This window comes from Streptomyces sp. NPDC088746, from assembly GCF_044751065.1.
Classification (GTDB): Bacteria; Actinomycetota; Actinomycetes; order Streptomycetales; family Streptomycetaceae; genus Streptomyces.
Genome location: NZ_JBIVLA010000009.1, coordinates 238,907 through 263,411 on the forward strand (window position 1 = coordinate 238,907; position 24,505 = coordinate 263,411).

Here is a 24,505-nt window from a genome sequence, read left to right on the forward strand (position 1 = left end):
CACGCTGGCACAGCGTGCGGGGGCCTCCGTGTGCACGGAACCTACTCGTCCACGTTCTCCTCGCGGCGGATCATCCGCCACGCTGCCCGGCGTGCGCTGCGGTCCAGGTTGGACCGGAAGCTCTTGTCGGGGCCGAAGTACTGGCGGCCTATGCCGGCGGTTGCCTCGATGTGGTCTTCCATGTTGTTGGCGAAGACCTTGTCAAAGACCTTGCCGAAGTTGGCCTCGTCGTTGACGACGGCCGCTGCCCGGACCTTGGGGTCTTCCGTGGTCTTGTTGAACGGCTTGCGGACGTCTTCTTCGGTGAAGTCCGTGCCGAACTTGGCGTTGAACGCCTCGATCAGCTCCGACAGGAGCGACTTCTCTGCCTCCGCCGCGCCGCCCGAGCCATCACCGAAGCCGGGAAGCTGGGCAGAACCCTCGGACGACAGGGAGACGTCGTACTCGCCCGTCTTCTCCACCCGCAGGTGACTGAGGTCGATCTCGCCTATGTCCACGCCACCGTCCGCACGGCGGGGGAGCCGGTTGAGGAGGTAGCGGCCGTAGAGGTGGAGCCGTTCCAACTCGTGGTCGCGGTACGGGACGATCTGGGCGAGGAAGCCGTACTTGCGCACGTAGTCGTTCAGGTCCGCGCGGAAGTCCTCCGCCGTCTCCATGTCGTCGTCCTCCTCGCTCTCCATGAGGGGCGTGAAGCGGGCGACGGCGGGGGAGAGAAGCCGGTAAAGCTCGGCGTGCAGCTTCTCCCACTTCGCCTGGGAGCCGGCCGCCTTCTCCTTCGCCGCGAAGTACGCCGCGGCGAACTCGTCCATCTCCGACTCCGAGATGATCGGCGCCGACATCACCCGGCTCTGCGCGGTGTAGAGCAGGTTCGGGTCCGACGGGAGGGTGTTGGCCTCCTCGAAGTACGGGCGGAACGCGTCCCGGATGTCCTCGGCGTCGTTCACGAAGTCCAGGACCGCGAGGTCTGCTTGCGTCTTGCGGTCGGCGGTGCGGTTGAGTCGGGAGAGCGTTTGGACTGCGGAGATGCCGGTCAGCGTCTTGTTGACGTACATGGTCGTCAGGAGCGGCTGGTCGAAGCCCGTCTGGTACTTCTCCGCCACCACCAGGATCTTGTACTCCTGCTGGCCCCGGCCGCCCGCGCCGACCGCCTTGTCGTCGGCACGCGTGTATGCGAAGGCCTTCGGCAACGCGCTCTCCGCGATGCCGCCGTTTTCCTTCGACTCGGTCGTCTCCTCGTCCTCGCTGATCTTCAGGGCACCCGAGAACGCCACCAGGACACCGAGGTCCGGATACTTGGTGTCGTACTCCCGGTCCGCGATGTAGCTCTTGATCGCCCGCGCCGTCTCCATGGCGGACTGCCGCGAGGAGGTGACCACCATCGACTTGGCCCGCCCACCGAGTCGGCCGCGGGAGTGCGCAAGGAAGTGCTCGACGATCACCTGGGCGTGCTGGGAGACGGTGTACTCGTGAGTGAGCGCGAACCGTGCGAGCAGGCCATTGGCCTTGGAGGGGTCCACCTCCCGCTCGTCGGGGTTCTCGTTCACCAGCTTCCAGTACGTGTTGTACGTGACGTAGTTCCGCAGCGGATCGAGGATGAAGCCTTCCTCGATGGCCTGGCGCATGGAGTACGTGTGGAAGGGGCGGTAGGCCGCCCTGCCGTCCACGATGTCCTCCGTGCCGAAGAGTTCGAGCGTCTTCGCCTTCGGGGTGGCGGTGAACGCGAAGTAGGAGAGGTTCGCGGCCCGTGAGCGCTCCGCGGCCTTCTTCTTCAGCTTCTCGTAGACGGTGAGGGCGCTTGCGCCCTGTTCCTCCGAGTCGGCGTCCAGCCCGAGGTCACGCAGCGCCGCCTTGACGGCGGTGGAGGCGTCACCGGACTGGGAGGAGTGTGCTTCGTCGATGACGATCGCGAACTTTGTGCCGCTGATCTCCGTCGGGTTGCGCTCGATGTAGTCGATGAGCGCGGGGAACGAGTGGAGTGTGACCGTCACGATCTTGCCCGTGTCCCGGGACAGCGCGCGGGCGAGCTGTTCGCTCTTCGACCCGTGCTTCTCGTCCACCTTCACGACCAGGCCCTCGGTCTGCGAGAAACTGCCGACCGTCTCCCGGAGCTGGGCGTCGAGGTTACGGCGGTCCGTGATGACGATGACCTTGTCAAAGACCGGTGTGCCGGGCTTGATCCGGCCGGCGGACAACGCGTCCGGATCGAGTGTGCGCGGGTCGGTGTCGGCGTGGAGGTCGCTCAGGCGGTGGGCGAGCCACCCGATGGTGTTCGACTTGCCGGAGCCGGCGGAGGCCATGACGAGGTAGTTCTGGCCCACGCCGAAGGTCGCGGCGTGGGTGGTGAGCTTCTTGACCACGTCCCACTGGTGGAAGCGCGGGAAGATCGTCGACTTGGTGGTCCCGCCGCCGGGGGTCTTGGTCTTCTGCTGGTGCACATAGCGCTGGAGCAGGTCGAGCCAGTTGTCCTGCGCCCAGACCTGCTCCCACAGGTAGGACGTTGCGTACGTGCCGTATGCGGTGGGGACCGGGTTTCCGGCGCCACCGGGCAGGCCGGCGCCGTTGGAGCCGGTGTTGAAGGGCAGGAAGCGGGTGTTCTTGCCCCGGAGCTGAGTGGCGACGAAGACGAGGTCCGGGTCCACGGCGAAGTTCGCGATAACCCGACGGGTGAAGATCAGCTCGGTGGGATCGCGGTCGGTGCGGTACTGCTCCTTGGCGTGCTCGACGCCCTGCCGGGTGAGCGGGTTCTTCAACTCGGCGGTGGCGACGGGGATGCCGTTCAGAAACAAGGTCAGGTCGAGCTTGTGGCCCCAGTCGGCCTGCTTGGTGGCGTAGACGAGCTCGCGTACGACGGTGAGGCGGTTGGCGCGGTAGCCGTCGAGGACGGTGTCGTCGGCGACCAGGTTCGGCTTGAAGTAGGCCACGCGGAGGCGGACGCCGCGATCCTTGACGCCGTTGCGGAGGACGTTGAGGAGGCCGTCGTCGCTGATGGCCTTGTCCAGGCGCTGGGCGAAGCTGCGCCGGGCGGCGTTGGCGTCGTTGCCGTAGACGGCGACGAGTTCAGCCCACTCGCGGGGCTGGCTCGCGTCGAGGAAGCGGAACAGCTCCTTGGTGTCCAGGCCGAGGTCGGCCTCGTAGTCCGTGGGGCTGGCCTCGCGCCATCCGCGCTTGGTCATGGCGGCGACTATGGCGTCACCGAAGGCTGACTCGTTGTGGATGGGGCTCACGCGTGCACTCCGTCCGTAACGTTGCGGCCGCTGGCAGTGGAGACGTCGAACTGGCCTGTTACAGCGGCGGTGATGAGCGCTTGGCGGCGTTCGGCGAGGAGGCTGAGCTGCCGCTGCAGAGCGGCTAGGAGGCTCTGGACTCGATGTTCGTGATCACTGACTCGGCTTGCCAACAATTGGCGCCCGGAATTATCTTCTGGAACCCAAAGGGAGAAATGGGTGATGTCTGACATGTTGAGGGCGGGCTGAGCAGCGGCTCCGCTAGTGGCGAGTTCTGCCTGCACGCGGAAATCCTTCCCCCGGACCCAGGAGGCGATCATCTGGGGAGAGATCGATGGGAGCAATTGGATGCGCGCCAATGCGCGGCTCACATTGAATCCATCTGCTGTCTCGGGTGCTACATCGCACCGCCCGATTGTGGCACCCACTACGGTGATCAAGAGGTCACCTGGTGAGATCCGAGTTCGCCTGTACTCTTTTGCTTGCTCTTCCTCAATCTTAGGAAGTCTCTCGAGATTGTCATCCAATTTCCCCAGATCGCTTACACGGATTAGAGAGACGCCGGTGTCTGCGAACTTCGGAACCAGCACTCCGTAGCAAGGATTGGACTTCATGAGGTCGCGGAAGCGGTACTCGCGTTTCCCTTCTGCCCTTGAGAAGAATGATGAAACGACCGCCTCTGAGCGTTCCAGTACGAGTTGCTTGTTCCTTTTGCGAAGTGCGATCAAACGGTCAAGGCGGCCGGTCTCGGCGTCAAGGAAGTCGGCAATGCGGCGCTGCTCCTCCAGCGGGGGCAGCGGGATGGGGGCATCGCCGAGCCGGTCACGGTTGAGCTCGATCTGGTTTGTGGCTCCAACCACGAGTGCCGCGTAGACATACTCCTGGAAGGGGCGTGCTCCGAGCCAGTAGAAGGAGAATCGTGCGTCAAGCTCACCAGATTTGGCCCGAGCGATTGTGACATGGGTGTCTGCCATGCATGGGAGCCCGTCCGGTGCCTCGCTGAAGTAGCCGATGCGTCCCAGCGTGCCGGTGCCTGTGGAGTTGATGAGCACGTCGTTGCTGTGAAGGTAGCCCTTGAGGCTTTTTGGGTCGCCACTAAAGTCATGGAAACGGGTACGGGACCAGTCGAGACCGCCTTCTTGGTTCGCGGCTTGGCTGACGGCCCGCACTGGTCCCTCGTCCACATAGTTCGGGGCAGACCCGCGATTCAGCAGGGAAGACACATGCTTCAGTGGAGCCACCGCCCAAGCGGCAGGGAGGGGGATACCCAATACGGTACTCATTCCGTCACCTCCCCCAGCAGCGCCTGAATCTCCGCCTCAAGAGTCTTCAGTTCCGCATCAATCTCAGCCAACGGCCGCGGCGGCTCGTACACGTAGAAGTGCCGCGTGAACGGGATCTCGTACCCCACCTTCGTCTTCGTGTGGTCGATCCACGCGTCCTTCACGTGCGGGTGCACTTCCCGCACCAGGTACTCCTCCACGTCCTCGCCCAGCGGCACGTTTTCGTAGTCCCGCAGCTCGCTGTCAGGCTCCTTCTCCCCGCCCTTGAGGAGCTGCTCCTCACCCTCCGGGTCCCGCACCCCCACCGTGTCCCGCAGCGCCTTCGTGAACGGCGCACCCGTCGGGCCCTGCACGCCGGCTTCCGCCATGGCGTCCCGTACCGCCACCTGCGCCTCGGACTTGGTGGCCCACTCGCTGCCCAGCAGCGGCCTCAACGTGTCCCCCAGCGCCTGCGTCTCGGCGTCGGCCAGCTTCTGGAACTGCGCCTGCTCCTCGTCCGTCAGCTTCCTCCGGGCCTTCGCCTTCGCTGCCAGTTCCGGCTCGCGCGGCAGGAAGCGCTCCTCCGCCCACTTCTGCACCGGTTTCGACGCCAGCAGCGCCGCCAGTGTCTCCTCCGTCAGTTCGAACCGCAGCTTTAGCGGCCGCTCCACCGTGATCCGCTGGTAACCGAAGGCCGTGTTGTCGAAGACCTTCACCTTGGCGTGCATCGGGTGCTCCGGGTTTGCCGCGGCTGTCACGGCCTCCCCGTACAGGCGGGTGATGTCGCCGATGTGGTTCGGCTTGCCGCCCGTCCCGTCGCCCAGCTCCTTGCGCTTGTCGCCCAGTGACTTTCGCATCTTCACCCACTGGTCGCGCGCGTCCAGCAGCACGACCTTGCCCTTGTGCTGGGCGTCCTTGCGGTTCGTCAGGATCCAGAAGTACGTGGAGATGCCCGTGTTGTAGAAGAGCTGGTCCGGCAAAGCGACGATCGCCTCAAGCCAGTCGTTCTCCAGGATCCAGCGGCGGATTTCCGACTCACCCGAGCCGGCCGCACCGGTGAAGAGCGGCGAGCCGTTGAAGACGATCGCCACGCGCGAGCCGCCCCCGCCGTTCACGTCCACCGGCTTCATCTTCGAGATCATGTGCTGGAGGAAGAGGAGCGAGCCGTCGTTGATGCGGGGCAGGCCCGCGCCGAAGCGGCCGGAGTCGCCGAGCTTTTCGTGCTCGAACTCGACGGCCTCCTTCACTTTCTTCCACTCCACACCGAACGGCGGGTTGGCCAGCAGGTAGTCGAACTTCTCCCGCGCATGGCCGTCGTCCGAGAAGGAGTTGCCGAAGGCGATGTTCTCCGGGTCCTGCTCCTTGATCATCAGGTCGGACCGGCAGATCGCCCAGGACTCCGGGTTGAGCTCCTGCCCGTAGACCTCCACCGTGGCATCGTCGTTGTATGCCTTGATGTGGTCCTCGGCCGCGCTGAGCATGCCGCCTGTGCCGCAGGCCGGGTCCATGACCGTACGCACGACACCAGGGATGCTGAGCGCGTCGCCGTCCGGGGCGATCAGCAGGTTGACCATCAGCTTGATGACCTCGCGCGGGGTGAAGTGCTCACCCGCGGTCTCGTTGGACTGCTCGGAGAAGCGCCGGATCAGCTCCTCGAAGATGTAGCCCATGTTGTGGTTGGGCACGACCTCCGGGCGCAGGTCCAGGTCCGTGAACTTGCCGATGACCTGGTAGAGCAGGTTCGCGCTGTCCAGCTTGCGGATCTGCTGGGCGAACTCGTACTTCTCCATGACCTCGCGCGCGTTCGGGGAGAATTTCCCGACGTACACCTGAAGGTTCGCCGCCGCGTTGCTCGCGTCGCCGGCGATCTTCCGCAGGGTCAGGCTGCTCGTGTTGTAGAACGAGTGGCCCGACGCCCGGCGCAGGAAGTGGTCCGTGTCGATCTCCTGGCCCTCGAAACGGGCGGCCGTCTCCGCGACTTTCTCCCGCGTCGGCTCCAGTACGCATTCGAGGCGGCGCAGCACCAGGAACGGAAGGATGACCTTTCCGTAGTCGGACTGCTTGTAATCGCCGCGCAGAAGGTCGGCGACGGACCAGGCGTGGTTCGCCAGCTCCGTGTGCTTGCTGCTGTTCAAGGGATTCCCCGGTTTCCTTTTGGACCCCCGCTCTGCCGGAGCGGGTCCTGACAAGTGTGATGGTTACGTGAAGGCCGTAGTGCCGTTTCAGGCCGATTCCGCGGTTGCCCCGGTGTCGGCCGCCGGAGCCGATGGGATCAGCCCACCCCCGGTCAGCCCGCCGACCAGGAGTCGTGCCGTCTCCTCTGCCAGCTCCGTGGCGCGCGCCGCCTCCGCGCGTAGCGCGTGCACGCGGCGGAACGCCTCGCCGTAGCGTCTCTGCTCCTCCAGCGGCAGCAGCGGCACACGTAGTCGCCCCGGGCTGACGTGCAGGACCGTGCTGCCGGTCGACGCTCCCGCGATGTTCTCCTCCGCGCCCAGGAAGCCCGCCAGGAACCACGGGTCGAGGCGCGCGGGGTCGGGCCGGAACAGGTGGACCTGCGGGCCGAGCAGGGCTCCGGTGTCCGCGCCGTCTGCTACCCGGGCCATGGCGCCACTCCCGCCCGCGACCGCGCGTACAAGCACGTCGCCCGCCGCAATCACCGGCGCCGCGTCCGCCCGCAGGCTTCCCGGGTCTCCGGACGGGGCTGTGCCGCGTGCGATGTCCATGCCGGTGAGGACCGCCGTCGCCGACGCCTCACCGGCTGAGCCCAGGGCGTCCGGCGCCGTGCGCAGCAAGGTGAGCGCGCCACCGCGGGCCAGGTCCGACGCCGTCGCCGTGCGCCATTCGCGCGGGGCCGGGCCGGCCGGGCTCCAGTCGGTGTAACCGGCTGCCTTCCCCAGGGACTTGGCGCCGGTGACGAGCCGACGACGTACGTCGTCCGCCTCCCGGGCCAGGTCCGCCGGGGCGATGTCCGTGCGCGAGGCGCGTACATGGCGGGCGGGGGAGAGGTCCACGACGTCGTCCAGCAGGTCGACCACCGGGACCGCGCGGGCGGTGCCCGGCTCGTCGGCGTACGCCTCCGGGTCCTTCGCGAAGGACGACCACTGGGTGAGGGCCATCTCCGTGAGAGCCGTCCAGTCCAGCGGGGTACGCGCCCCGCGCGTACCGGAGGTGGTGCCGCCCGTCCGTGTGCTCGGATCGGACGCCGCCTCGGACGTGTCGACGAACAGGACCGACGTGTGCGTGGGGCCGGCCGGTTCGGGGCGTCGCAGTATCCAGACTTGAAGCCCCACATGGAACGGCGCCGCCGCGCCCGGGGGCAACGCCACCACCGCGCGCAGAGCCCCGCTGCGGACCAACTCCATGCGGACCCGGCGGCCGGAGGCGCGGGAGGCGGTGGCCGGGGGGAGGAGCAGGACGGCGTGGCCGCCGGGAACCAGGTGGGCCAGGGCGTGCTGGACCCAGGCGAGCTCGGACTCCGCGCGCGGCGGTACGCCGTACGCCCAGCGGGCGTCGTACGCCAGCTCGTCGTGGCCCCAGTCGCGGTCGCCGTAGGGCGGGTTGCACAGGACCGCGTCCACGGTGACCCTGCCGAACGCGTCCGCGCGGAGACTGTCTCCCGCACGCACCGTGATGTCCGCGTCGGGGGCGGCCAGCAGCAGACTCACCGCACTGCGCTGCGCCTGCACGGGGACGCTGTCCTGCCCGTACGCCGCCGTGGCACCCCGCCGGGCGGCGGCCGAGAGCAGGGAGCCGCTGCCGCACGCCGGGTCCATGACCCGTGCGTACGGACCGGGCACCAGCCGGGCGACGAGGTCGGCGAGCTGCGCCGGGGTGCGGTAGGTGCCGCTCGCGGCGCTGTCCTCCAGCTCCCGCTCCGCAAGGACGGCGAGCGCCGCCTCGCCGCTCGTGTCGTCCTGTACGCAGCGCAGCAGCGCCCGCAGGACATCGACGTCAGGCGCAGCGAAGTGGACGGCCTCCGCGCCGGGGACCAGCTCCGCGAGATCTGCCACCGCGCTGTCGGCGCGGGCGACGAGCTCGGCGTCGGACAGGCCGGCGAGCGCGGTGCGCTCCTCGGGGGTGCGCCGAGCCGTGGCCAGGACCAGGGGGAGCAGGGCGCCGGTCATGCCGCCGCCCCCGGGGTGCAGTCGCAACGTGGTGCGCAGCTCCTCCGCGGGATCGGCCGTCGAGGCGTGTCCTCGGGCGCCGAGCCACTTCCGTACGTCCACCAGGTCGTACAGCGGGCTGGAGTCGGTGCCCCCGGAGGGTGCCGGGAAGTCGTCGTGCCGACGGCGCCAGTTGCTGACGGTGGCACGCGTGACCCCGGCGATGCGGGAGATCTCGGCGGCGGTCACCTGGGCGGGTGGCTGGGGCATGGCGGGAGTCCTGGGCCTCTCGGTAGCTGACAGCTCACAACCTACACCGTCGGTCAAACGCGTCAAGCTGTTTGACAACGCTTTCACGATGATGCTTCTCTGGTGTTGCTTCCAAGTGAAGCGGCTCGGCCCGAGGGGGTCCGGGTAGGCAACTCGTCGATCCCGTGGGGGGAATCGCCATGCGCATCACCATGCCGACCGCTGTCGTCGAAGGCACCCAGCTCACCGTCATGCCGTTCCGGGCGGACGCCGTGATCGGGACCATGTCCGTCCCGACACTCGTCCAGCTCGTGCCCTCTCCCCGCCGTGAGGAGGACACGAAGACGCTGAAGGCCGCCTCCGGCGCCGTGCGCCGCCACGCCGAACTGCGGTCGCTGGTGCAGCGGGCGCTGAAGTCCACACAGAAGGGGAAGAACGTCGGCTCGTACGCCGAGTACATCGCCGACGGCGTCAAGGGTGAGCTGGGCGCCGGCTGGTCCACGCCGCCGATCACGTTCTGGCACGCCGGACCGCTCGCCGCACTCAGCGACGAACTGCTGCCCGGAACCGGACTGCGGACCCTGACCATCACGCCCGGCACCGCGGTCGTCGCCATCGACGGCGAGACCCAGACGACCGCCTGGCACGAGCTGTACGACGACCCGGAGCACTTCGGTCTCAGCTACACCGAACTCGCCTCGATCCGTGTGCCCTTCGAGCTGTACGTGGACCTGACCGTGGCGGACGCACGACAGATCTTCTACGACCGCAACGTCCAGGGCGTGGCCGTCGCGAAGAACCTGGCCATGTCCATGGACCAGCGGGACTTCGCCACGCGCCTCGCCCACCGTGTCGCCGAGGCCGTCAAGGTGGATGCGGACGGCAAGCTCGTACCGTTCACCAAGCTCGTCAACGCCAGCAAGCGGCAGGTCGGCAAGAGCGACCCCGAGGTGATCACTCTCTCCGCCCTGCGGGCACTGGTCATCACGGCGATCTACGGCCGCAACGGGCTCTCGCGGTCCGCAGAGACCGTCCAGGAGGACGAGCTCCCTGCCGGCACCGACACCGCTCAGGTCGAGGGATGCATCGTCCCGCTGCTCGCCCGGCTCATCTCCGAGCACAGCGCCCACTTCGTCTCGCGCAGCGCCCTCACCGCACCCGCCGTGCTTGCCGGGCTCGGGATCGCCGTCCATCACACGACGCCGTGGGCCGACCCTGCGAACGCGCTGAGCGCCGAGGCGCTTCAGCGGCTCCTCGCCGAGATCCGGTGGGAGCGCGAAGCGCGCTACTGGGACGGAGTGGCGGCCAAGGCCGGCGCGACCGGGCGGCTCAACTTCAGCGGCGGTGTGAAGGACTCCGGCGGTCGGGTCGCCGACGCGATGCTCTACCCGGGCACGGAGGCCGGGCGGCGCATCCGGGGGCAGTGACCGCCCTCACCCCGACGCACCGGTGCCAGACCCACCGACGCCCGACCTGCCCACGCCCCATCGCGACGCCCAAGGAGCCCACACCATGCATTCCGACAGCCCGCAGCAGCCCGGCACGCCCCGTCCCACCAGCACCCCCTCCCACGGTGCGTACCCGAATCCGCCCGCCCCGCCGCCGCACGGCCCGTACCCGGGCGGGTTCACGCCCCTGCCCGCGCCGCCCGCGAAGCCGTCGCAGGGCAAGAAGTGGCTCACCCACGGGGCCGTCGGTCTTGTCGCCCTGTTCCTCGGAGTCGGGATCGGCGTCTCGGACGACCAGGCTCAGGCCACGGACACCGCCGGGTCGGCACCGAAGGTGACCGTCACCAAGACGGTCACCAAGGAGGTGGAGGTTCCCGGTCCCACGGTGACCGTGACCAAGACCGCCACGGTCACGGCCCCGCCGCCCAAGCCGCCGAAGCCGAAGGGGCCGCCCACCACCGTCGAGGGAGACGGCGAGTACCTGGTGGGTGAGGACATGAAGGCGGGGACCTACAAGACCGCAGGGCCCGAGGGGAGTTTCGGGTGCTACTGGGAGCGGGCGAGCAACGCCAGCGGCGAGTTCGACGCGATCATCGCCAACGGCAACCTGGACGGCAGCGGCCGGGTCACGGTCAACAAGGGCGAGGTCTTCAAGTCCACCCGTTGTCAGGAGTGGAAGCGTGTCGGCTGAGCGGCCCATCCCGGCTGAGGTGGACGGGTGGGAGACGCCCGTCCATGACAGGCATCAGGCGGAGTTCAGCACAAGGGACGATGTGCAGAACTTCCAGGCCATGGTGGTGCAGGCGCGGCATGTCACCTCGTGTTCGTACGAGACCACTCTCTACGACCACCAGCAGGCGTTCCGTCTGCTGTGGCGGCACCTGGAGCGGACCGGCTACCTGCGCCGTGTCCGGCACGGGGCAGACAATCGCCTTCGTTCGGACGACCTGACCGCGGGGGAACGGGCCGACCTCGACCTGCTCCTCACCATCTACGACGGCGTACACCCCAGCTGAAAACGGCCTGTTGACGACGTGTCGGACGTGCTGTGCGGTATCCCGACCGAGACGGAAAGGACACACCCGCGCCGTACGCAGAACCTCACCCGGACGCCGTACGACATCCCTCGGCTGATCGAGACATAGGTGACACACCCGGTCGTTGTGAGGAGAAGGGCAGAGGCGAGGGCCATTCCGGATGTGATTCTCTCCTTGACCTCACAACGGCAGGGTGCGATGGCGGGCGTGGTCCGGGGGCGTCCCGCTTGGTTCGACTTACAGCCGCCACTCCTCGGCCAGCAGCCCCAGCAGTTCGACCTGCCGCTTCTCCAAGTGTTCCGGCGTCCAGGTGCCCTGCCCCAATACCTGCGTGGTCAGAGGGAACGTGACGACGCCCCGCCTGAGGTACCGATCCTTCTTCTCCGCGAAGTCGAGGTTCTGGACCTGGGAGTTCTTCGTGCGGCTGAGCAGCACAAGGTTGGCGAGCCTGTGCGTCCACTCCTTGCGCTGGTCCACGGTGAAGTCCGCGCGCCACTGTGACTGGGCTCCCGGGTTCTGCGGGAGCACGTGCTCGACGGTGATGCGCGGGGCGTCGTACGTGGCCACGATGTCGTCCTCGGCCACCAACTCGTCCAGCCGGAGCAGGATGAAGCGGCGCGTCCTCAGCTCGTAGTACACATCGCCGTCGAGACGGGCCAGAGTCTCGGTCCGCTCGGCCTCCGTGAGCTGGAAGGCAGGGGCCTCCAGGCCGAGGCCGGCGTTGAGCTCGGTCAGCAGCTCGGCGAAACGGAGCACTCGCGGAGTGGTGTAGATGCGCCGGACGAACATGCTGGCCGCGAGGCGTTCCAGCAGCCGGAAGAACGAACCCAGCCATACGGGATCGTCCCCGTGGGACCGAAGAGCCCACAACGCGGCCGGCCACCAGTCGTTGTTGTCGAGCTGCAGCAGCCGGCGGAACCACGCATTGACCTGTGGCGATCCGTCTCCGGCCGCGTACGTCTTGTCGCGAATCATCGCGGACGCCTCGGCGTAGGGGACGAGTACATCGTCGACGAACTCCTTGGCCCGCCCTCCCTTGTAGTCGACGAGAACCTGCGTCTGGAACTCCTTGAGCAGCTCCTGCCGTGCTCGCTCGCCGGAGAAGATCATGCGGATGTGCATGAAGAGGTCGGAGAATTCCTCGCGGCCGAGGCTTTCCTCCGCGTCTTCCCACCGCCTGGCGTATGTCTCCGAAACCTCGTCGGCGATCTCTCCGATGATCTGCGCCTTGAAGATGTCGGCAGGTGAAAGATCAAGGCCTCGGGAGTTCATGACGCTGAAGATCCGGTGGGCACTGTCCAGATCCGGGGTGCTGACGGCGACGAGGAAGGTCTGTACGCCCATCAACGTGCACAGGGCGAGACGCTGATCGTCGGTCCAGGCGGACAGGGCAGTGTGGAGAGCCCGGGCGTTGGCCTGGACGGCCCTCTGCGCGTCGGTCCGCAAGTTGTGCGGATTCAGTTCCAGGAGGGTCTTGATGGAACCGGATGCCTGGATGTGCTGGTGGAAGAATTCTGCGTCGCGGGGGCGCAGGGTGAGCCGGGGTTTGGCCTTCAGTCCGAGAACGGTGTTCCCGGGCTCCGAGATCATTGCCACCAGGTTGGTCACCACATCGGGCTGCTGAGCCAAATCGCGCATGACGGCCAGCAGAATGGTCAGGGTCGTCAGCCTCTGCTGACCGTCGATGACGTCGGCCTCGGCGGCGCGACTGTCCTTGACGAGCACCAGGGAGCCGAGGAAATAGGGCTCCCCGTCGCCCCGTAGAAGCGCTTCCTCGAGGTCGGCGAGGAGCTGCTGGGCCTGCTCGGCCTGCCATGCGTACGGGCGCTGGTAGTCCGGAATCCGGAAGTCGTAGTCACTGCAGAAGACCTTGTGCAGGGGTAATTCCCGCGCTTCGAGCTGAGCCATGATTACGATCATTGCTCACCGGAGGCCGACTTCGCAGCCAAGTGCGGCAAGGCGCGGCTGAGCAAGCACTGGTGTGGGATGTATCGGCCGGAGAGCAGCCGCGTCAGGGTGATGCTGGAGAGCTGCGGACCCCCGAATAGCAGGGGCGATGTCGCTCTCGATCGCGAACGCGCGGCTCGTGGGACGCCCGGTTCATGGGGGCGGCATCTGGCTCCCCGGGTCGGAGCCGGGCGGGAACGTTCGCCTGGTCGTCAGCCCCGGCCACTGCCCCGCCCCCGCAGCCGCACAAACCCGCTCTGTGAGCCGTCCCACAGAAGTCACCCATATGGACCGCTCCCCGCCGTGGCACAATGACCATGTACCAGCAGCAGCGCACTCCGGGGTCGGTGTAATTCCGAACCGGCGGTTATAGTCCGCGACCCGTCCGCATCCAGCGGCCGGTTGACCAGGTGAGATTCCTGGACCGACGGTGAAAGTCCGGATGGGAGGCAGTGCGCGGCGGGCCGTCACAGGTACGCCGCCGTCGGCGGATGTGTTCCGGGAGGTTCCGGGACGCCCACATCCGTGTCTTCGGTTTTCGGCGTTCCCCTGTTGCGTTCCGCTTCATCTGTCGTCATCGACAGGCCCCGGAGTCCGTGCCCGAAGAGGCAGGAGGACCCGGTGGCCACCGCAGCCGAAAGAACCGCCATGCGGCGGGCGATCACGCTCGCAGCCCGCGGACTCGGCGCCACCAGCCCGAATCCGGTCGTCGGATGCGTCATCCTCGACGCCGCCGGGGAGCAGGCCGGCGAAGGCTTCCACCAGCGTGCCGGAGGGCCGCACGCCGAGATCCACGCCCTGCGCGAGGCCGGCGAGCGGGCCCGGGGCGGCACCGCCCTCGTCACCCTCGAACCCTGTAACCACACCGGCCGCACCGGACCCTGCGCGCAGGCGCTCGTCGAGGCCGGCGTCAGCCGTGTCGTGTACGCGGTGAGCGACCCGAACCCGCAGGCCACCGGCGGTGCGGACACCCTGCGCGCCTCAGGCGTCCAGGTGGAACAGGGCCTCCTCGCCGACGAGGCCGAGGCCGGCAACACCGCCTGGCTCACCTCGGTCCGCCTCGGCCGCCCGTACGTCCTCTGGAAGTACGCGGCGACCCTCGACGGCCGGATCGCCGCCGCCGACGCCACCAGCCGCTGGATCACCTCCCCCGAGGCCCGCGCCGACGTCCACCGGCTGCGCGCCGAGGCCGACGCCGTGGTGGTCGGTTCCGGCACCGCCCGGGCCGACGACCCCCAGCTGGGCGTACGCGGCATCGAGGGCGCCGTCCAGCCGCTCCGGGTGGTCGTCGACACCGGCGCCACCGCCGTCCGGCCCGGAGCGAGGGTCCTCGACGAGTCCGCGCCCGCCCTGATCGCGGTCGCCGACGACGCCGAGGCCGGCCACCTCCCCGAGGACGCCGTGCTGCGCCTGCCGCGCGCCGCCACCGGGCCCGGCCTGGACATCGACGCGCTGCTCGCCGCCCTCCACGGCCGCGGCATCCGTTCCGTACTCCTCGAAGGCGGGCCGGTCCTGGCCGGCTCCTTCGTCGCCGCGGGAGCGGTCGACACCGTCGTCGGCTACCTCGCCCCGGTCCTCCTCGGCGCGGGCCCCGCAGCCCTCGGGGACGCCGGAATCTCCACCATCTCCCAGGCGTTGCGCCTCGATGTGACCGAGACCGTCCGTATCGGCCCCGATCTGCGCATCACCGCCGTCCCCGTTCCTGCTCGGAAGGGAAACTGAGTGTTCACCGGAATTGTCGAAGAACTGGGTGAGGTCACCGCCGTCGAGAAGCTCGACGACGCCTCCCGCTTCCGACTGCGCGGCCCCGTCGTGACCGAGGGCGCCAAACACGGCGACTCCATCGCCGTGAACGGGGTCTGCCTCACCGTCGTGGACCTCGGGGAGAACGAGTTCACCGCCGACGTCATGGCCGAGACGCTGAACCGCTCCAGCCTCGGCGCGCTCGCCGCCGGCTCCCGGGTCAACCTGGAGCGCCCCATGGCCCTCGGAGGACGCCTCGGCGGCCACATCGTCCAGGGGCACGTGGACGGCACCGGTCACATCGTCGAACGCCGGGTCTCCGAGAACTGGGAGATCGTCAAGATCTCCCTGCCCGCCGGCCTGAGCCGCTACGTGGTGGAGAAGGGCTCGATCACCGTCGACGGCGTGAGCCTGACCGTCGTCGACGCGGCCCCCGACCACTTCACCATCAGCCTCATCCCCACCACCCTCGCGCTGACCACGCTCGGCATCAAGGAGCCCGGCGACCCGGTCAATCTCGAGGTGGACGTCCTCGCGAAGTACGTCGAACGGCTGCTCGGCCACGGTGCCGCGCCCGAGTCCGGGGAGCCGGTCGCATGAGCGCCCTGGACTGGCTGAACTCGGAGGCGTTCACCGCCTTCGGGCAGCACATCATCTGGTCGGACATGCTCGGCAACACGATCGGCCTTATAGCCCTGGCCCTCGGCTGGCTCCGCTCGGTCTGGACCTGGCCGGCCCAGCTCCTGTCCGGTGTCGTCCTGGTCGCCGCCAACGTCTCCGTGCAGCAGGCGGGCAGCGTCGGCAAGCAGCTGATCGTCATCGCCGTCGCCGTGTGGGGCTGGCAGCAGTGGACCCGCGGCCGGCAGCAGGCGCAGGACGGATCCATCGCCGTGCGCTTCGCCACCTGGCGCGAGCGCGCGTACCTGCTGGGCGGAGCCGTCGTCGGCACCCTCGCGGTCGGCGGCCTCTTCACCGCCTTCCCCTCGCTCTCCTGGAGCCCGTGGGCCGACGCGTACATCTTCGCGGGCACGCTCGTCGCGATGCTGGCGCAGGCCCGCGGCATGGTCGAGTTCTGGTTCGCCTGGCTGCTCGTCGACCTCGTCGGCGTACCGCTCAACTTCCACAGCGGACTCGCCTTCTCCGGTCTCATCTACGTCGTCTACGGCGCCCTCGTCCTGTGGGGCATGCGCGACTGGTGGCTGCGTACGCGGACACCCGCTCTGGAAGGAGCCACGGCATGACTGCCCAGCCCACCTGGTTGCACGACCGCACCCTCGACGACCTCTCGCTCGACCCCGTCGAACAGGCGATCCGCGACATCGCGGCCGGACGGCCCGTCGTGGTCGTCGACGACGAGGACCGGGAGAACGAGGGCGACCTCGTCATCGCCGCCGAGAAGGCGACCCCCGAGATCATCGCGTTCATGATGAGCGAGTGCCGCGGTCTGATCTGCGCGCCCATGGAGAGCGACGAGCTGGACCGCCTCGAACTCCCGCAGATGGTCACGCACAACACCGAGTCGATGCAGACGGCCTTCACCGTCTCCGTGGACGCCTCCGCGGCCCACGGAGTGACCACCGGGATCTCCGCCGCCGACCGAGCCACCACGCTCCGGATGCTGGCAGGCGGCAGGGCGGGCCCCGGCGACTTCGTGCGCCCCGGCCACGTCTTCCCGCTCCGTGCCCGCTCCGGCGGTGTCCTCGTCCGTAACGGCCACACCGAGGCGGCCGTCGACCTGGCCAGGCTCGCGGGGCTGCGCCCCGCGGGCGCCATCGTCGAGATCGCGGGCGAGGACGGCGTCATGCTGAGGCTCCCCGAACTCGTCCCGTTCGCCCGCAAGCACGGCCTCACGATCATCTCCATCGAGGACCTGATCGCCTACCGCCGCAGCGCCGAGCCCACCGTGCGCCGTGAGGCCGAGGTCCGGCTGCCCACCACCTTCGGCCCGTTCACCGCGTACGGCTACCGCTCCATCGTCGACGGCGTCGAGCACGTCGCACTCGTCCACGGCGACATCGGTGACGGCGAGGACGTGCTCGTCCGGGTCCACTCCGAATGCCTGACCGGGGACATCTTCCAGTCCCAGCGCTGCGACTGCGGCCCCCAGCTGCACACCTCCATGGAACGCGTCACCGCCGAGGGCCGCGGGGTCGTCGTCTACCTCCGCGGGCACGAGGGCCGCGGCATCGGGCTGGTGTCCAAGCTGCGTGCGTACGAACTCCAGGAGCGCGGCTCCGACACCCTGGACGCCAACCTCGAACTGGGGCTGCCCGCCGACGCCCGGGACTACGCCGCCGGGGCCCAGATCCTGAGCGACCTCGGTGTGCGGACCCTGCGGCTGATGACGAACAACCCGGACAAGACCGCCGCCCTCGTACGGCACGGGCTCAAGATCACCGGACGTGAACCGATGCCCGTCCAGGCCGGTGAGCACAACCTGCGGTACCTGCGCACCAAGCGGGACCGGATGGGGCACGACCTGCCCTGGCTCGACGCCGCGGCGTCGGCCTGCGGCAACCAGTAAGCACCGACGAACACACAGGAGAGACATGAGCGGCAAGGGCGCACCCGAACTGTCCGTACGCAACTGCGGAGACCTGCGGGTGGCGGTGATCGCTGCCCAGTGGCACGAGAAGGTCATGGACGGGCTCGTCGACGGGGCCCTGCGCGCCCTGCGTGACCTCGGCATCGACGAGCCGACGCTGCTCCGGGTCCCCGGCAGCTTCGAGCTCCCCGTGGTGGCCAAGGTCCTCGCCGGCCGGGGCTACGACGCGATCGTCGCCCTCGGCGTGATCATCCGCGGCGGCACTCCCCACTTCGAATACGTGTCCCAGGGCGTGACCAACGGCCTCACCCAGGTCACGGTCGACACCGGCGTACCCGTCGGATTCGGCGTGCTCACCTGTGACGACGAGGAACAGGCACTGGACCGCGCCGGACTCGAGGGCTCCAACGAGGACAAGGGGCACGAAGCGGTCACCGCCGCCGTGGCCACCGCCGCCACACTGCGCACCGTCAGCGAACCCTGGCGCTGAGCAGCGCTCCCGGACCCCGTATTCTTAGGACCATCATGGCCAACAAAACCTTCGAAGAGCTCTTCGCCGAGCTGCAGCTCAAGGCCGCCGACGGCGATCCCTCCACCTCCCGCACCGCCGAGCTGGTGGACAAGGGTGTGCATGCCATCGGCAAGAAGGTCGTCGAGGAGGCCGCCGAGGTCTGGATGGCCGCCGAATACGAGGGCAAGGAAGCCGCCGCCGAGGAGATCTCGCAGCTGCTCTACCACGTCCAGGTGATGATGGTCGCGCGCGGGATCTCCCTCGACGACGTCTACGCCCACCTCTGAGCCACACCCCGCACGTCCCCCGAACATCCCTCCGCACAAAGGAAACCCGACCTCATGCTGCGCATCGCCGTCCCCAACAAGGGTTCACTCTCCGGGCCTGCGATGGCGATGCTCCATGAGGCCGGCTACCAGCAGCGCAAGGAGTCGAAGGAACTCGTCCTGGTCGACCCGACCAACGAGGTCGAGTTCTTCTACCTGCGGCCGCGCGACATCGCCATCTACGTCAGCTCCGGCCGCCTCGACATCGGCATCACCGGCCGCGACCTGCTGCTGGACTCCGGGGCCGAGGCCGAGGAGATCCTCCAGCTCGGCTTCGCGCGCTCGACCTTCCGCTACGCCACCAAGCCCGGCACGGCCACCGGCCCCAAGGACTTCGACGGCATGACGATCGCCACGTCCTACGAGGGCATCGTCGCGGCCCACCTCGCCGACGCCGGCGTGAAGGCCTCCGTCGTGCACCTCGACGGCGCGGTCGAGACCGCCATCGAACTCGGTGTCGCCCAGGTCATCGCCGATGTCGTCGAGACCGGCACCAGCCTGCGCAACGCCGGGCTCGAGGTCATCGGCGAGCCCATCATGACGTCGGAAGCCGTCGTCATCCGCCGCAAGGGCGCCGACGCCGAGGACCCCAAGGTGCAGCAGTTCCTGCGCCGTCTCCAGGGCGTCCTGGTCGCCCGCACCTACGTGATGATGGACTACGACTGCCGGGTCGAGCACCTGGAGCGCGCCGTCGCCCTCACCCCGGGCCTGGAGTCGCCGACCATCTCCCCGCTGCACCACGAGGGCTGGGTCGCCGTCCGTTCCATGGTCGCCTCCAAGGAGGCCCAGCGGATCATGGACGACCTCTACGAGCTGGGCGCCCGCGCCATCCTCACGACGGCCATCCACGCCTGCCGCCTCTGACGGCCGGACCACGAGCACACCGAAGGACGACAGCGCCGCCATGTCCGCCCCCGCGCCCCGGCCGACCGAACTCCCCGCTCTTCCGGCCACCTTCAGGCCCACCCTCACCCGAGTGGTCCTGCTGGCGGTGGGGGCGGCGATGTTCGTCGTCATCACCGCGGTCGCGCTGATACTGGAGAACCTCAGCGCGGGGGAGCGGACCAGCTTCGTCTTCGTCGCCCTGCTCTTCTTCGGTGTCCTCGCCATGCTGAGCAGGCCCCGCGTCACCGCCGACGAGACGGGGGTCACGGTGGTCAACATCACCCGCACCCGCCGACTGGCCTGGGCCGAGATCCTCCGCGTCAATCTGCGCGCCGGAGACCCGTGGGTCTTCCTCGACCTCAGCGACGGGACCAGCATGCCCGCCCTCGGAATCCAGCCCGGAATCGCCCGGGAACGGGCCATCAGCGACGCCCGTACGCTCCGCGCTCTCGCCGAATTCCACGGCAGCGGAGTGAACGACGCCACGGAGAACGGCTGAGCCCCCTGCCCCGTACGCCACGATCCCGATTATTCTGGATCCGGTGGCGCACCGGGTGCGCCCCGCCCCGCACCACAAGGCCCCCCGAGGCCGCGGGGCAGATTCCTGCGACCCAAGGAGTGACTCCCTCCAGCAATGGACGGATCGTCCGGTAGTACCTGCGCCGCCCTCTCCCCGGAGGCGGCGGCATGACCACCCCCCTGTTGCTGCTCCTCGCGGCATTCCTTCTCATCCTCGCCAACGGGTTCTTCGTGGCAGCCGAATTCGGGCTCGTCACGGTGGAACGGCCGGACGCCGAACGCGCCGCCGCCGAAGGCGACCGCCGGGCCCGTACCGTCGTCGCCGCCCTGCGTGAACTCTCCTTCCAGCTCTCCGGCACCCAGCTCGGCATCACCATCACCTCGCTGGTCGTCGGCATGCTCGCCGAACCGGCGCTCGCCCAGCTGCTCGCCGGACCGCTCACCGCCACCGGGCTGCCCGAAGGGGCCGTACCCGGGGTGAGCGTCGTGATCGGCATGCTGTTCGCCTCCGCCGTCCAGATGGTGATCGGCGAGCTCGTGCCCAAGAACTGGGCGGTCTCCCGGCCGCTCCAGGTCGCCCGGTTCGTCGCCGGGCCCCAGCACCGCTTCTCCACCGTCCTGCGCCCGGTGATCACCGCACTGAACACCGTCGCGAACCGGCTGGTCAGGCTGCTGGGGGTCGAACCCACCGACGAGCTCGCCTCGGCCAGGACCCCGGGTGAACTCGTCTCGCTGGCCCGGCACTCCGCCGAGGCAGGCACCCTGGAGCAGGACACCGCCGATCTCTTCGTGCGGACCCTGTCCCTCGCCGGCCTCACCGCGCAGCACGTCATGACCCCGCGCGTGAAGGTCAGCGCGCTCCAGACGTCGGCCACCGCGGCGGACGTCCTCAACCTCACACGGGCCACGGGCCTCTCCCGCTTCCCCGTCTACCAGGACCGCATCGACGAGGTCGTCGGCATGGTCCACCTCAAGAACGCCCTGGCCGTCCCCTCCCAGGACCGGCTGCGCACCCCGGTGAGCCGGATCGCCGTGGCACCGCTCCTGGTGCCGGAGACCCTGCCCGTCGAACAGCTGCTCCAGCGGCTGCGCAGCGAGCAGCCGATCGCCGTCGTGGTCGACGAGTACGGCGGCACCGCCGGTGTCGTCACCCTCGAGGACATCATCGAGGAACTCGTCGGCGAGGTCAGGGACGAGCACGACGTGGAGGGCGCCGACCGCCCCGAGCTGACCCCCGTCGTCGCCGACGACGGCCGGGCCGGCTGGGACGTGGAGGGCAGCACCCGGGTGCTGACCCTGCGCCGTATAGGCCTCGACGTACCCGAAGGGCCGTACGAGACCGTGGCGGGGCTGGTCGCCGACCTGCTGGGACGCATCCCCGCCCCCGGTGACCGGGCCGAACTCCCCGGCTGGCGGATCTCCGTCCGCCAGGTCGGCCACTACCGTGCCGAGCGGGTCCGCTTCGTCCGGCTGACGGACCTGCCGCAGGCTCCGGCCGGACGGCTCACCCAGGACCTGCTGGAGGCCGTGCGATGAGCTTCGTACAGCTGATCTTCGCCGGTCTCCTGGTGCTGGCGAACGGATTCTTCGTCGGAGCCGAGTTCGCGCTCGTCTCCGTGCGGCGCAGCCAGGTCGAGCCCCTGGCGGCAGGGGGGTCGAGTCGGGCCAGACAGGTCCTGTACGGCCTGGAGAACCTGCCGCAGATGATGGCCGCCGCGCAGTTCGGCATCACCGTCTGCTCCCTCACGCTCGGCGCCGTCGCGGAGCCGACCGTGGCTCACCTCCTGGAGCCGGTCTTCCACGCGGCACGCGTGCCCGAAGGGCTCGTCCATCCGCTCGGCTTCGCGGTGGCCCTCGTCTCCGTGGTCTTCCTCCACCTCGTCATCGGCGAGATGGTCCCGAAGAACCTGGCGATGGCCGCACCCGAGAAGACCGCGATGTGGCTCAGCCCAGGCCTGGTCGGCTTCGCCCGGCTCTGCAGGCCCGTCACCTCCGCGCTCGGCGCCTGCGCCAATCTCGTCCTGCGGCTCTTCAAGGTCGAGCCGAAGGACGAGGTCGAGGCCGTCTTCACCAGTGAGCAGCTCAACCGGCTGGTGGAGGACGCCGGCATGGCCGGTCTGCTGGAACCGGAAGCGCGGGACCGCCTCGGGGACGCTCTCGAACTGGGCACCAGGCCCGTCACCGACGTGCTGCTCGACCGGGCCTCCCTGGTGACGGTGGATCCCTCCGTCACCCCGCGCCGCATAGAGGAGCTCACCGTGCGGACCGGCTACTCGCGCTTCCCCGTCTGCGCCGAGGGCGGCGGCCCGTTCATGGGTTATCTGCACGTCAAGGACGTCCTGGAGCTGGAGGACGGCGAGCGGGCCGTGCCGCAGCAGATCTGGCGCCCGATGGCGACCGTCCGGGCGGAGCTCCCGCTCGACGACGCCCTGACGGTCATGCGCCGCGCGGCCACGCATCTCGCCCAGGTCGCCGACGCGTCCGGCAGGGTGCTCGGCCTGGTCGCCATGGAGGACGTCCTGGAGATGCTCGTGGGCGAGGTCCGCGACCCGGCCCACCACGTCTCGGTGCCCCGCCGCACGGTGGAGGTGCCGAAGGCCATGGCGCCGCTGGGCTGACCCCCGCCGCCGGACGGCCCCTCGCCGGGGCCGTCCGGCGGACAGCGGGCCTACAGGGCGCCGGGTTCCTGCTTCCCCCGGTCCACCGGGCCCCGGCCCGACAGCACCTCGCCGTAGGCCTGCATCAGGTCCGGCAGCCGCAGCGTGGCCAGATCGTCCCGGGTCGGCACGGCGGTGTAGCCGGACAGCCGCAGATCACGGTAGGCGCAGCTCTTCTCGTACAGGGTGCGCAGGAAGCGGCCGTTGCCCAGCTCGTCGATCCAGCCCTGTTCGACCACGTGCCCGCTGATGCTGCGCAGCTCGTCGAGGGACTCCTCGTCCCACACATCGCCGTTCTCGGCGGCCAGCACCCCGCCGATCGCGGTGAGTTCGAGGGGGCGGTAGCTCGGGAAGTCGACCCGGGTGGTGAAGCGTGAGGAGAGCCCCGGATTGGTGGAGAGCAGCCGGTCCATGCCTTCCGGATAGCCGGCGAGGATCACGACCAGGTGGTCCCTGTTGTCCTCGGCCCGCTTGAGGAGGACCTGGAGGGCCTCGTCGCCGTACGCGTCGCCCTTGCTGTAACCGGAGTTGGAAAGGCTGTACGCCTCGTCCACGAAGAGCACCCCGCCGAGTGCCGAATCGATCAGCTCGTTGGCCTTCACGGCTGTCTGCCCGAGGAACTCACCGACCAGATCGGACCGTTGGGCCTCCACCAGATGGTCGCCGCCGAGGAGCCCGAGGGCGTAGAAGACCCGGCCCAGGATGCGGGCGACCGTGGTCTTGCCCGTCCCGGACGGCCCGGAGAAGACGAAGTGGCGCTTCGGCGGCTGCACCGGAAGCCCCTGCTCCGCACGGAGACGTGCCATGTTCAGCTGCGCGGACAGGGCCTTGACCTGGCGTTTCACGGGTTCGAGGCCGACCATGCGCTCAAGCTCCGCCAGGGCCTCCGCGAGCATCACCGGGTCGCTCGGCCCCGCGGGGAAGGAGGCGGCCCGCGGCGCTCCGGGCTTCTGCCGTGCCCCGGCGGCAGCGGAACCCGGCGGCGGCACCACGGCCCCGGGCAGGACCTGAGGGTCACCGCCGAGCCAGGGCTCACGGCCGTCCACCAATTCGGTGCCGAGCGCCAGGTCGCCGTCGGCCCGGCCCTCCATGCCCGTGCCGTCCGAGCCGAAGCCGGCAAGTGAGACCGCCGCGAGGTCGGCGGCCTCGTCGTAGCCGTCCCCCTCGGAGATCGCGGCGAGCCGGGCCGAGGTGTCCATGAAGGCCGGGTCCACGCGGTGGACCGCCCGGTACAGCGGCAGGGCCGCCGCGCTGCGGCCGGTGCCCTCGTGGGCCCGTGCCAGCCAGTAACGCAGCTCCTTGCGCTGCGGCTGCTCGCTGCGGCAGCGCATCAGCGCGGCGGAGAGCAGAGGCTCCGCCTGCCCGTACATCTCCAGGCGCACCCGCGCCATGCCGCCGAAGAGGCCCGCCTCGATCCCGAGCAGCGGATCGTCGATGAGCGGCTCCGTGGTGCGCACGAGCTGGTCCCAGTCCTTGACCAGGTAGGAGCGGCAGGCGTGCAGGAAGCGGACCTGGGGATCGGCGTCGACCGGCGGAAGACCCGCCAACGCCCGGTCCAGCTCCGGCACATGGCGGCCGTCCAGCCAGTGCGAGGCGTGCGCGAGGAGCAGATCGCGCGGGCTCTCCAGCACGGGCTGGACCCACCACCCCAGCCAGTACCACGAGTTGAGCGTGCGGCGATGACGGGTGCGCTGCTCGCCGAAGCGGTCGCGGTGGCGGTACATGCGTAACAGCGCCGTGGTGGTGTCGATCCGCAGCGCGTGCAGGCCCAGCCAGCCGTCCGCCATGCCGGGGTCGAGACGCACCGCCGCTCTGAACTCCTCCTCGGCCTGGGGGTACGCGCCCATGGTGTAGGCGTCCACCCCACGCAGCCAGGCAAGGTCGGCCGGGGCCTGCGTGCCCGGCGTGCCGATGTCCATCAGGTCCCCCACAAACCGTGCCCCCAGAATGTCCCGCCCGCACAGCATGCCCAGCTCGGCGCCCCTAATCACCGTGCCGGGGACGGGAATTGACCACACCCGAGACGCATCGTACCTGTACAGGGAGTGA

At 69.1% G+C, this 24,505-nt stretch carries 19 protein-coding genes and 1 riboswitch; of the genes, 13 read left to right on the top strand and 6 right to left on the bottom strand.

Features of this window, described 5'->3' with window-relative positions; all coding sequences use genetic code 11:
• Window positions 1-41 precede the first annotated feature (41 nt).
• The 4 genes from ACIP63_RS32580 to ACIP63_RS32595 form a co-directional block, all read right to left on the bottom strand.
• Window positions 42-3,224, bottom strand: a complete 3,183-nt coding sequence (locus ACIP63_RS32580; protein WP_401522991.1) for a type I restriction endonuclease subunit R — start codon at window positions 3,222-3,224, stop codon at window positions 42-44.
• On the bottom strand, window positions 3,221-4,507 hold the full coding sequence (locus ACIP63_RS32585) for a restriction endonuclease subunit S (protein ID WP_401522994.1): 1,287 nt from the start codon (window positions 4,505-4,507) through the stop codon (window positions 3,221-3,223). The genes ACIP63_RS32580 and ACIP63_RS32585 overlap by 4 nt, the downstream gene beginning before the upstream one ends.
• Window positions 4,504-6,621, bottom strand: a complete 2,118-nt coding sequence (locus tag ACIP63_RS32590) for an N-6 DNA methylase (RefSeq protein WP_401522996.1) — start codon at window positions 6,619-6,621, stop codon at window positions 4,504-4,506. The genes ACIP63_RS32585 and ACIP63_RS32590 overlap by 4 nt, the downstream gene beginning before the upstream one ends.
• 87 nt (window positions 6,622-6,708) lie before the next feature.
• Complete coding sequence (locus tag ACIP63_RS32595; RefSeq protein ID WP_401522999.1) at window positions 6,709-8,859, bottom strand: N-6 DNA methylase; 2,151 nt, start codon at window positions 8,857-8,859, stop codon at window positions 6,709-6,711.
• Window positions 8,860-9,038: 179 nt separating this feature from the next.
• Here ACIP63_RS32595 and ACIP63_RS32600 point away from each other — a divergent pair, with 179 nt between their 5' ends.
• The 3 genes from ACIP63_RS32600 (at window position 9,039) to ACIP63_RS32610 (ending at window position 11,302) form a co-directional block, all read left to right on the top strand.
• Window positions 9,039-10,265, top strand: coding sequence for a DNA sulfur modification protein DndB (locus tag ACIP63_RS32600; protein WP_401523002.1), 1,227 nt, complete (start codon window positions 9,039-9,041; stop codon window positions 10,263-10,265).
• Between the two features lie 85 nt (window positions 10,266-10,350).
• Window positions 10,351-10,977, top strand: coding sequence for a hypothetical protein (locus ACIP63_RS32605; protein WP_401523004.1), 627 nt, complete (start codon window positions 10,351-10,353; stop codon window positions 10,975-10,977).
• On the top strand, window positions 10,967-11,302 hold the full coding sequence (locus ACIP63_RS32610) for a hypothetical protein (RefSeq protein WP_401523007.1): 336 nt from the start codon (window positions 10,967-10,969) through the stop codon (window positions 11,300-11,302). Before ACIP63_RS32605 ends, ACIP63_RS32610 begins: the two co-directional genes overlap by 11 nt.
• A 258-nt stretch (window positions 11,303-11,560) precedes the next feature.
• On the opposite strand, the gene ACIP63_RS32615 is transcribed toward ACIP63_RS32610, so the two are convergent.
• The gene (locus tag ACIP63_RS32615; protein ID WP_401523010.1) at window positions 11,561-13,231 is read right to left on the bottom strand and encodes a DUF262 domain-containing protein; all 1,671 of its coding nucleotides are present in this window, start codon (window positions 13,229-13,231) and stop codon (window positions 11,561-11,563) included.
• Between the two features lie 368 nt (window positions 13,232-13,599).
• A riboswitch (FMN riboswitch) is annotated at window positions 13,600-13,730 on the top strand.
• A gap of 161 nt (window positions 13,731-13,891) precedes the next feature.
• Between ACIP63_RS32615 and ribD the strand changes: the two genes are divergently transcribed.
• The 10 genes from ribD to ACIP63_RS32665 all read left to right on the top strand — a co-directional run bounded on the left by ribD (window position 13,892) and on the right by ACIP63_RS32665 (window position 22,417).
• Entirely contained in the window at window positions 13,892-14,992 is a 1,101-nt protein-coding gene (gene ribD / locus ACIP63_RS32620; protein ID WP_401523013.1) for a bifunctional diaminohydroxyphosphoribosylaminopyrimidine deaminase/5-amino-6-(5-phosphoribosylamino)uracil reductase RibD, read from the top strand.
• Window positions 14,993-15,613, top strand: coding sequence for a riboflavin synthase (locus ACIP63_RS32625; protein ID WP_401523014.1), 621 nt, complete (start codon window positions 14,993-14,995; stop codon window positions 15,611-15,613).
• Window positions 15,610-16,254: a nicotinamide riboside transporter PnuC gene (locus tag ACIP63_RS32630; protein ID WP_401523017.1), complete on the top strand. Its 645-nt coding sequence runs from the start codon at window positions 15,610-15,612 to the stop codon at window positions 16,252-16,254. Before ACIP63_RS32625 ends, ACIP63_RS32630 begins: the two co-directional genes overlap by 4 nt.
• Entirely contained in the window at window positions 16,251-17,537 is a 1,287-nt protein-coding gene (locus ACIP63_RS32635) for a bifunctional 3,4-dihydroxy-2-butanone-4-phosphate synthase/GTP cyclohydrolase II (protein ID WP_401523020.1), read from the top strand. The genes ACIP63_RS32630 and ACIP63_RS32635 overlap by 4 nt, the downstream gene beginning before the upstream one ends.
• A 25-nt stretch (window positions 17,538-17,562) precedes the next feature.
• Window positions 17,563-18,048 carry a 6,7-dimethyl-8-ribityllumazine synthase gene (gene ribH / locus ACIP63_RS32640; RefSeq protein ID WP_356712634.1) on the top strand — a complete coding sequence of 162 codons (486 nt, stop codon included), beginning with the start codon at window positions 17,563-17,565 and terminating at the stop codon, window positions 18,046-18,048.
• 35 nt (window positions 18,049-18,083) lie between these two features.
• Window positions 18,084-18,356 carry a phosphoribosyl-ATP diphosphatase gene (locus ACIP63_RS32645; RefSeq protein ID WP_031097852.1) on the top strand — a complete coding sequence of 91 codons (273 nt, stop codon included), beginning with the start codon at window positions 18,084-18,086 and terminating at the stop codon, window positions 18,354-18,356.
• 54 nt (window positions 18,357-18,410) lie between these two features.
• Complete coding sequence (gene hisG / locus ACIP63_RS32650) at window positions 18,411-19,259, top strand: ATP phosphoribosyltransferase (RefSeq protein ID WP_401523024.1); 849 nt, start codon at window positions 18,411-18,413, stop codon at window positions 19,257-19,259.
• 40 nt (window positions 19,260-19,299) lie between these two features.
• Window positions 19,300-19,779 (top strand): PH domain-containing protein, encoded by a 480-nt coding sequence (locus tag ACIP63_RS32655; RefSeq protein ID WP_104790455.1) that lies wholly within the window; start codon window positions 19,300-19,302, stop codon window positions 19,777-19,779.
• 188 nt (window positions 19,780-19,967) lie between these two features.
• Window positions 19,968-21,335, top strand: coding sequence for a hemolysin family protein (locus ACIP63_RS32660; RefSeq protein ID WP_401523027.1), 1,368 nt, complete (start codon window positions 19,968-19,970; stop codon window positions 21,333-21,335).
• On the top strand, window positions 21,332-22,417 hold the full coding sequence (locus tag ACIP63_RS32665; RefSeq protein WP_401523030.1) for a hemolysin family protein: 1,086 nt from the start codon (window positions 21,332-21,334) through the stop codon (window positions 22,415-22,417). Before ACIP63_RS32660 ends, ACIP63_RS32665 begins: the two co-directional genes overlap by 4 nt.
• Before the next feature lie 50 nt (window positions 22,418-22,467).
• On the opposite strand, the gene ACIP63_RS32670 is transcribed toward ACIP63_RS32665, so the two are convergent.
• Window positions 22,468-24,375 carry an AAA family ATPase gene (locus ACIP63_RS32670; protein ID WP_401523033.1) on the bottom strand — a complete coding sequence of 636 codons (1,908 nt, stop codon included), beginning with the start codon at window positions 24,373-24,375 and terminating at the stop codon, window positions 22,468-22,470.
• Window positions 24,376-24,505 lie beyond the last annotated feature (130 nt).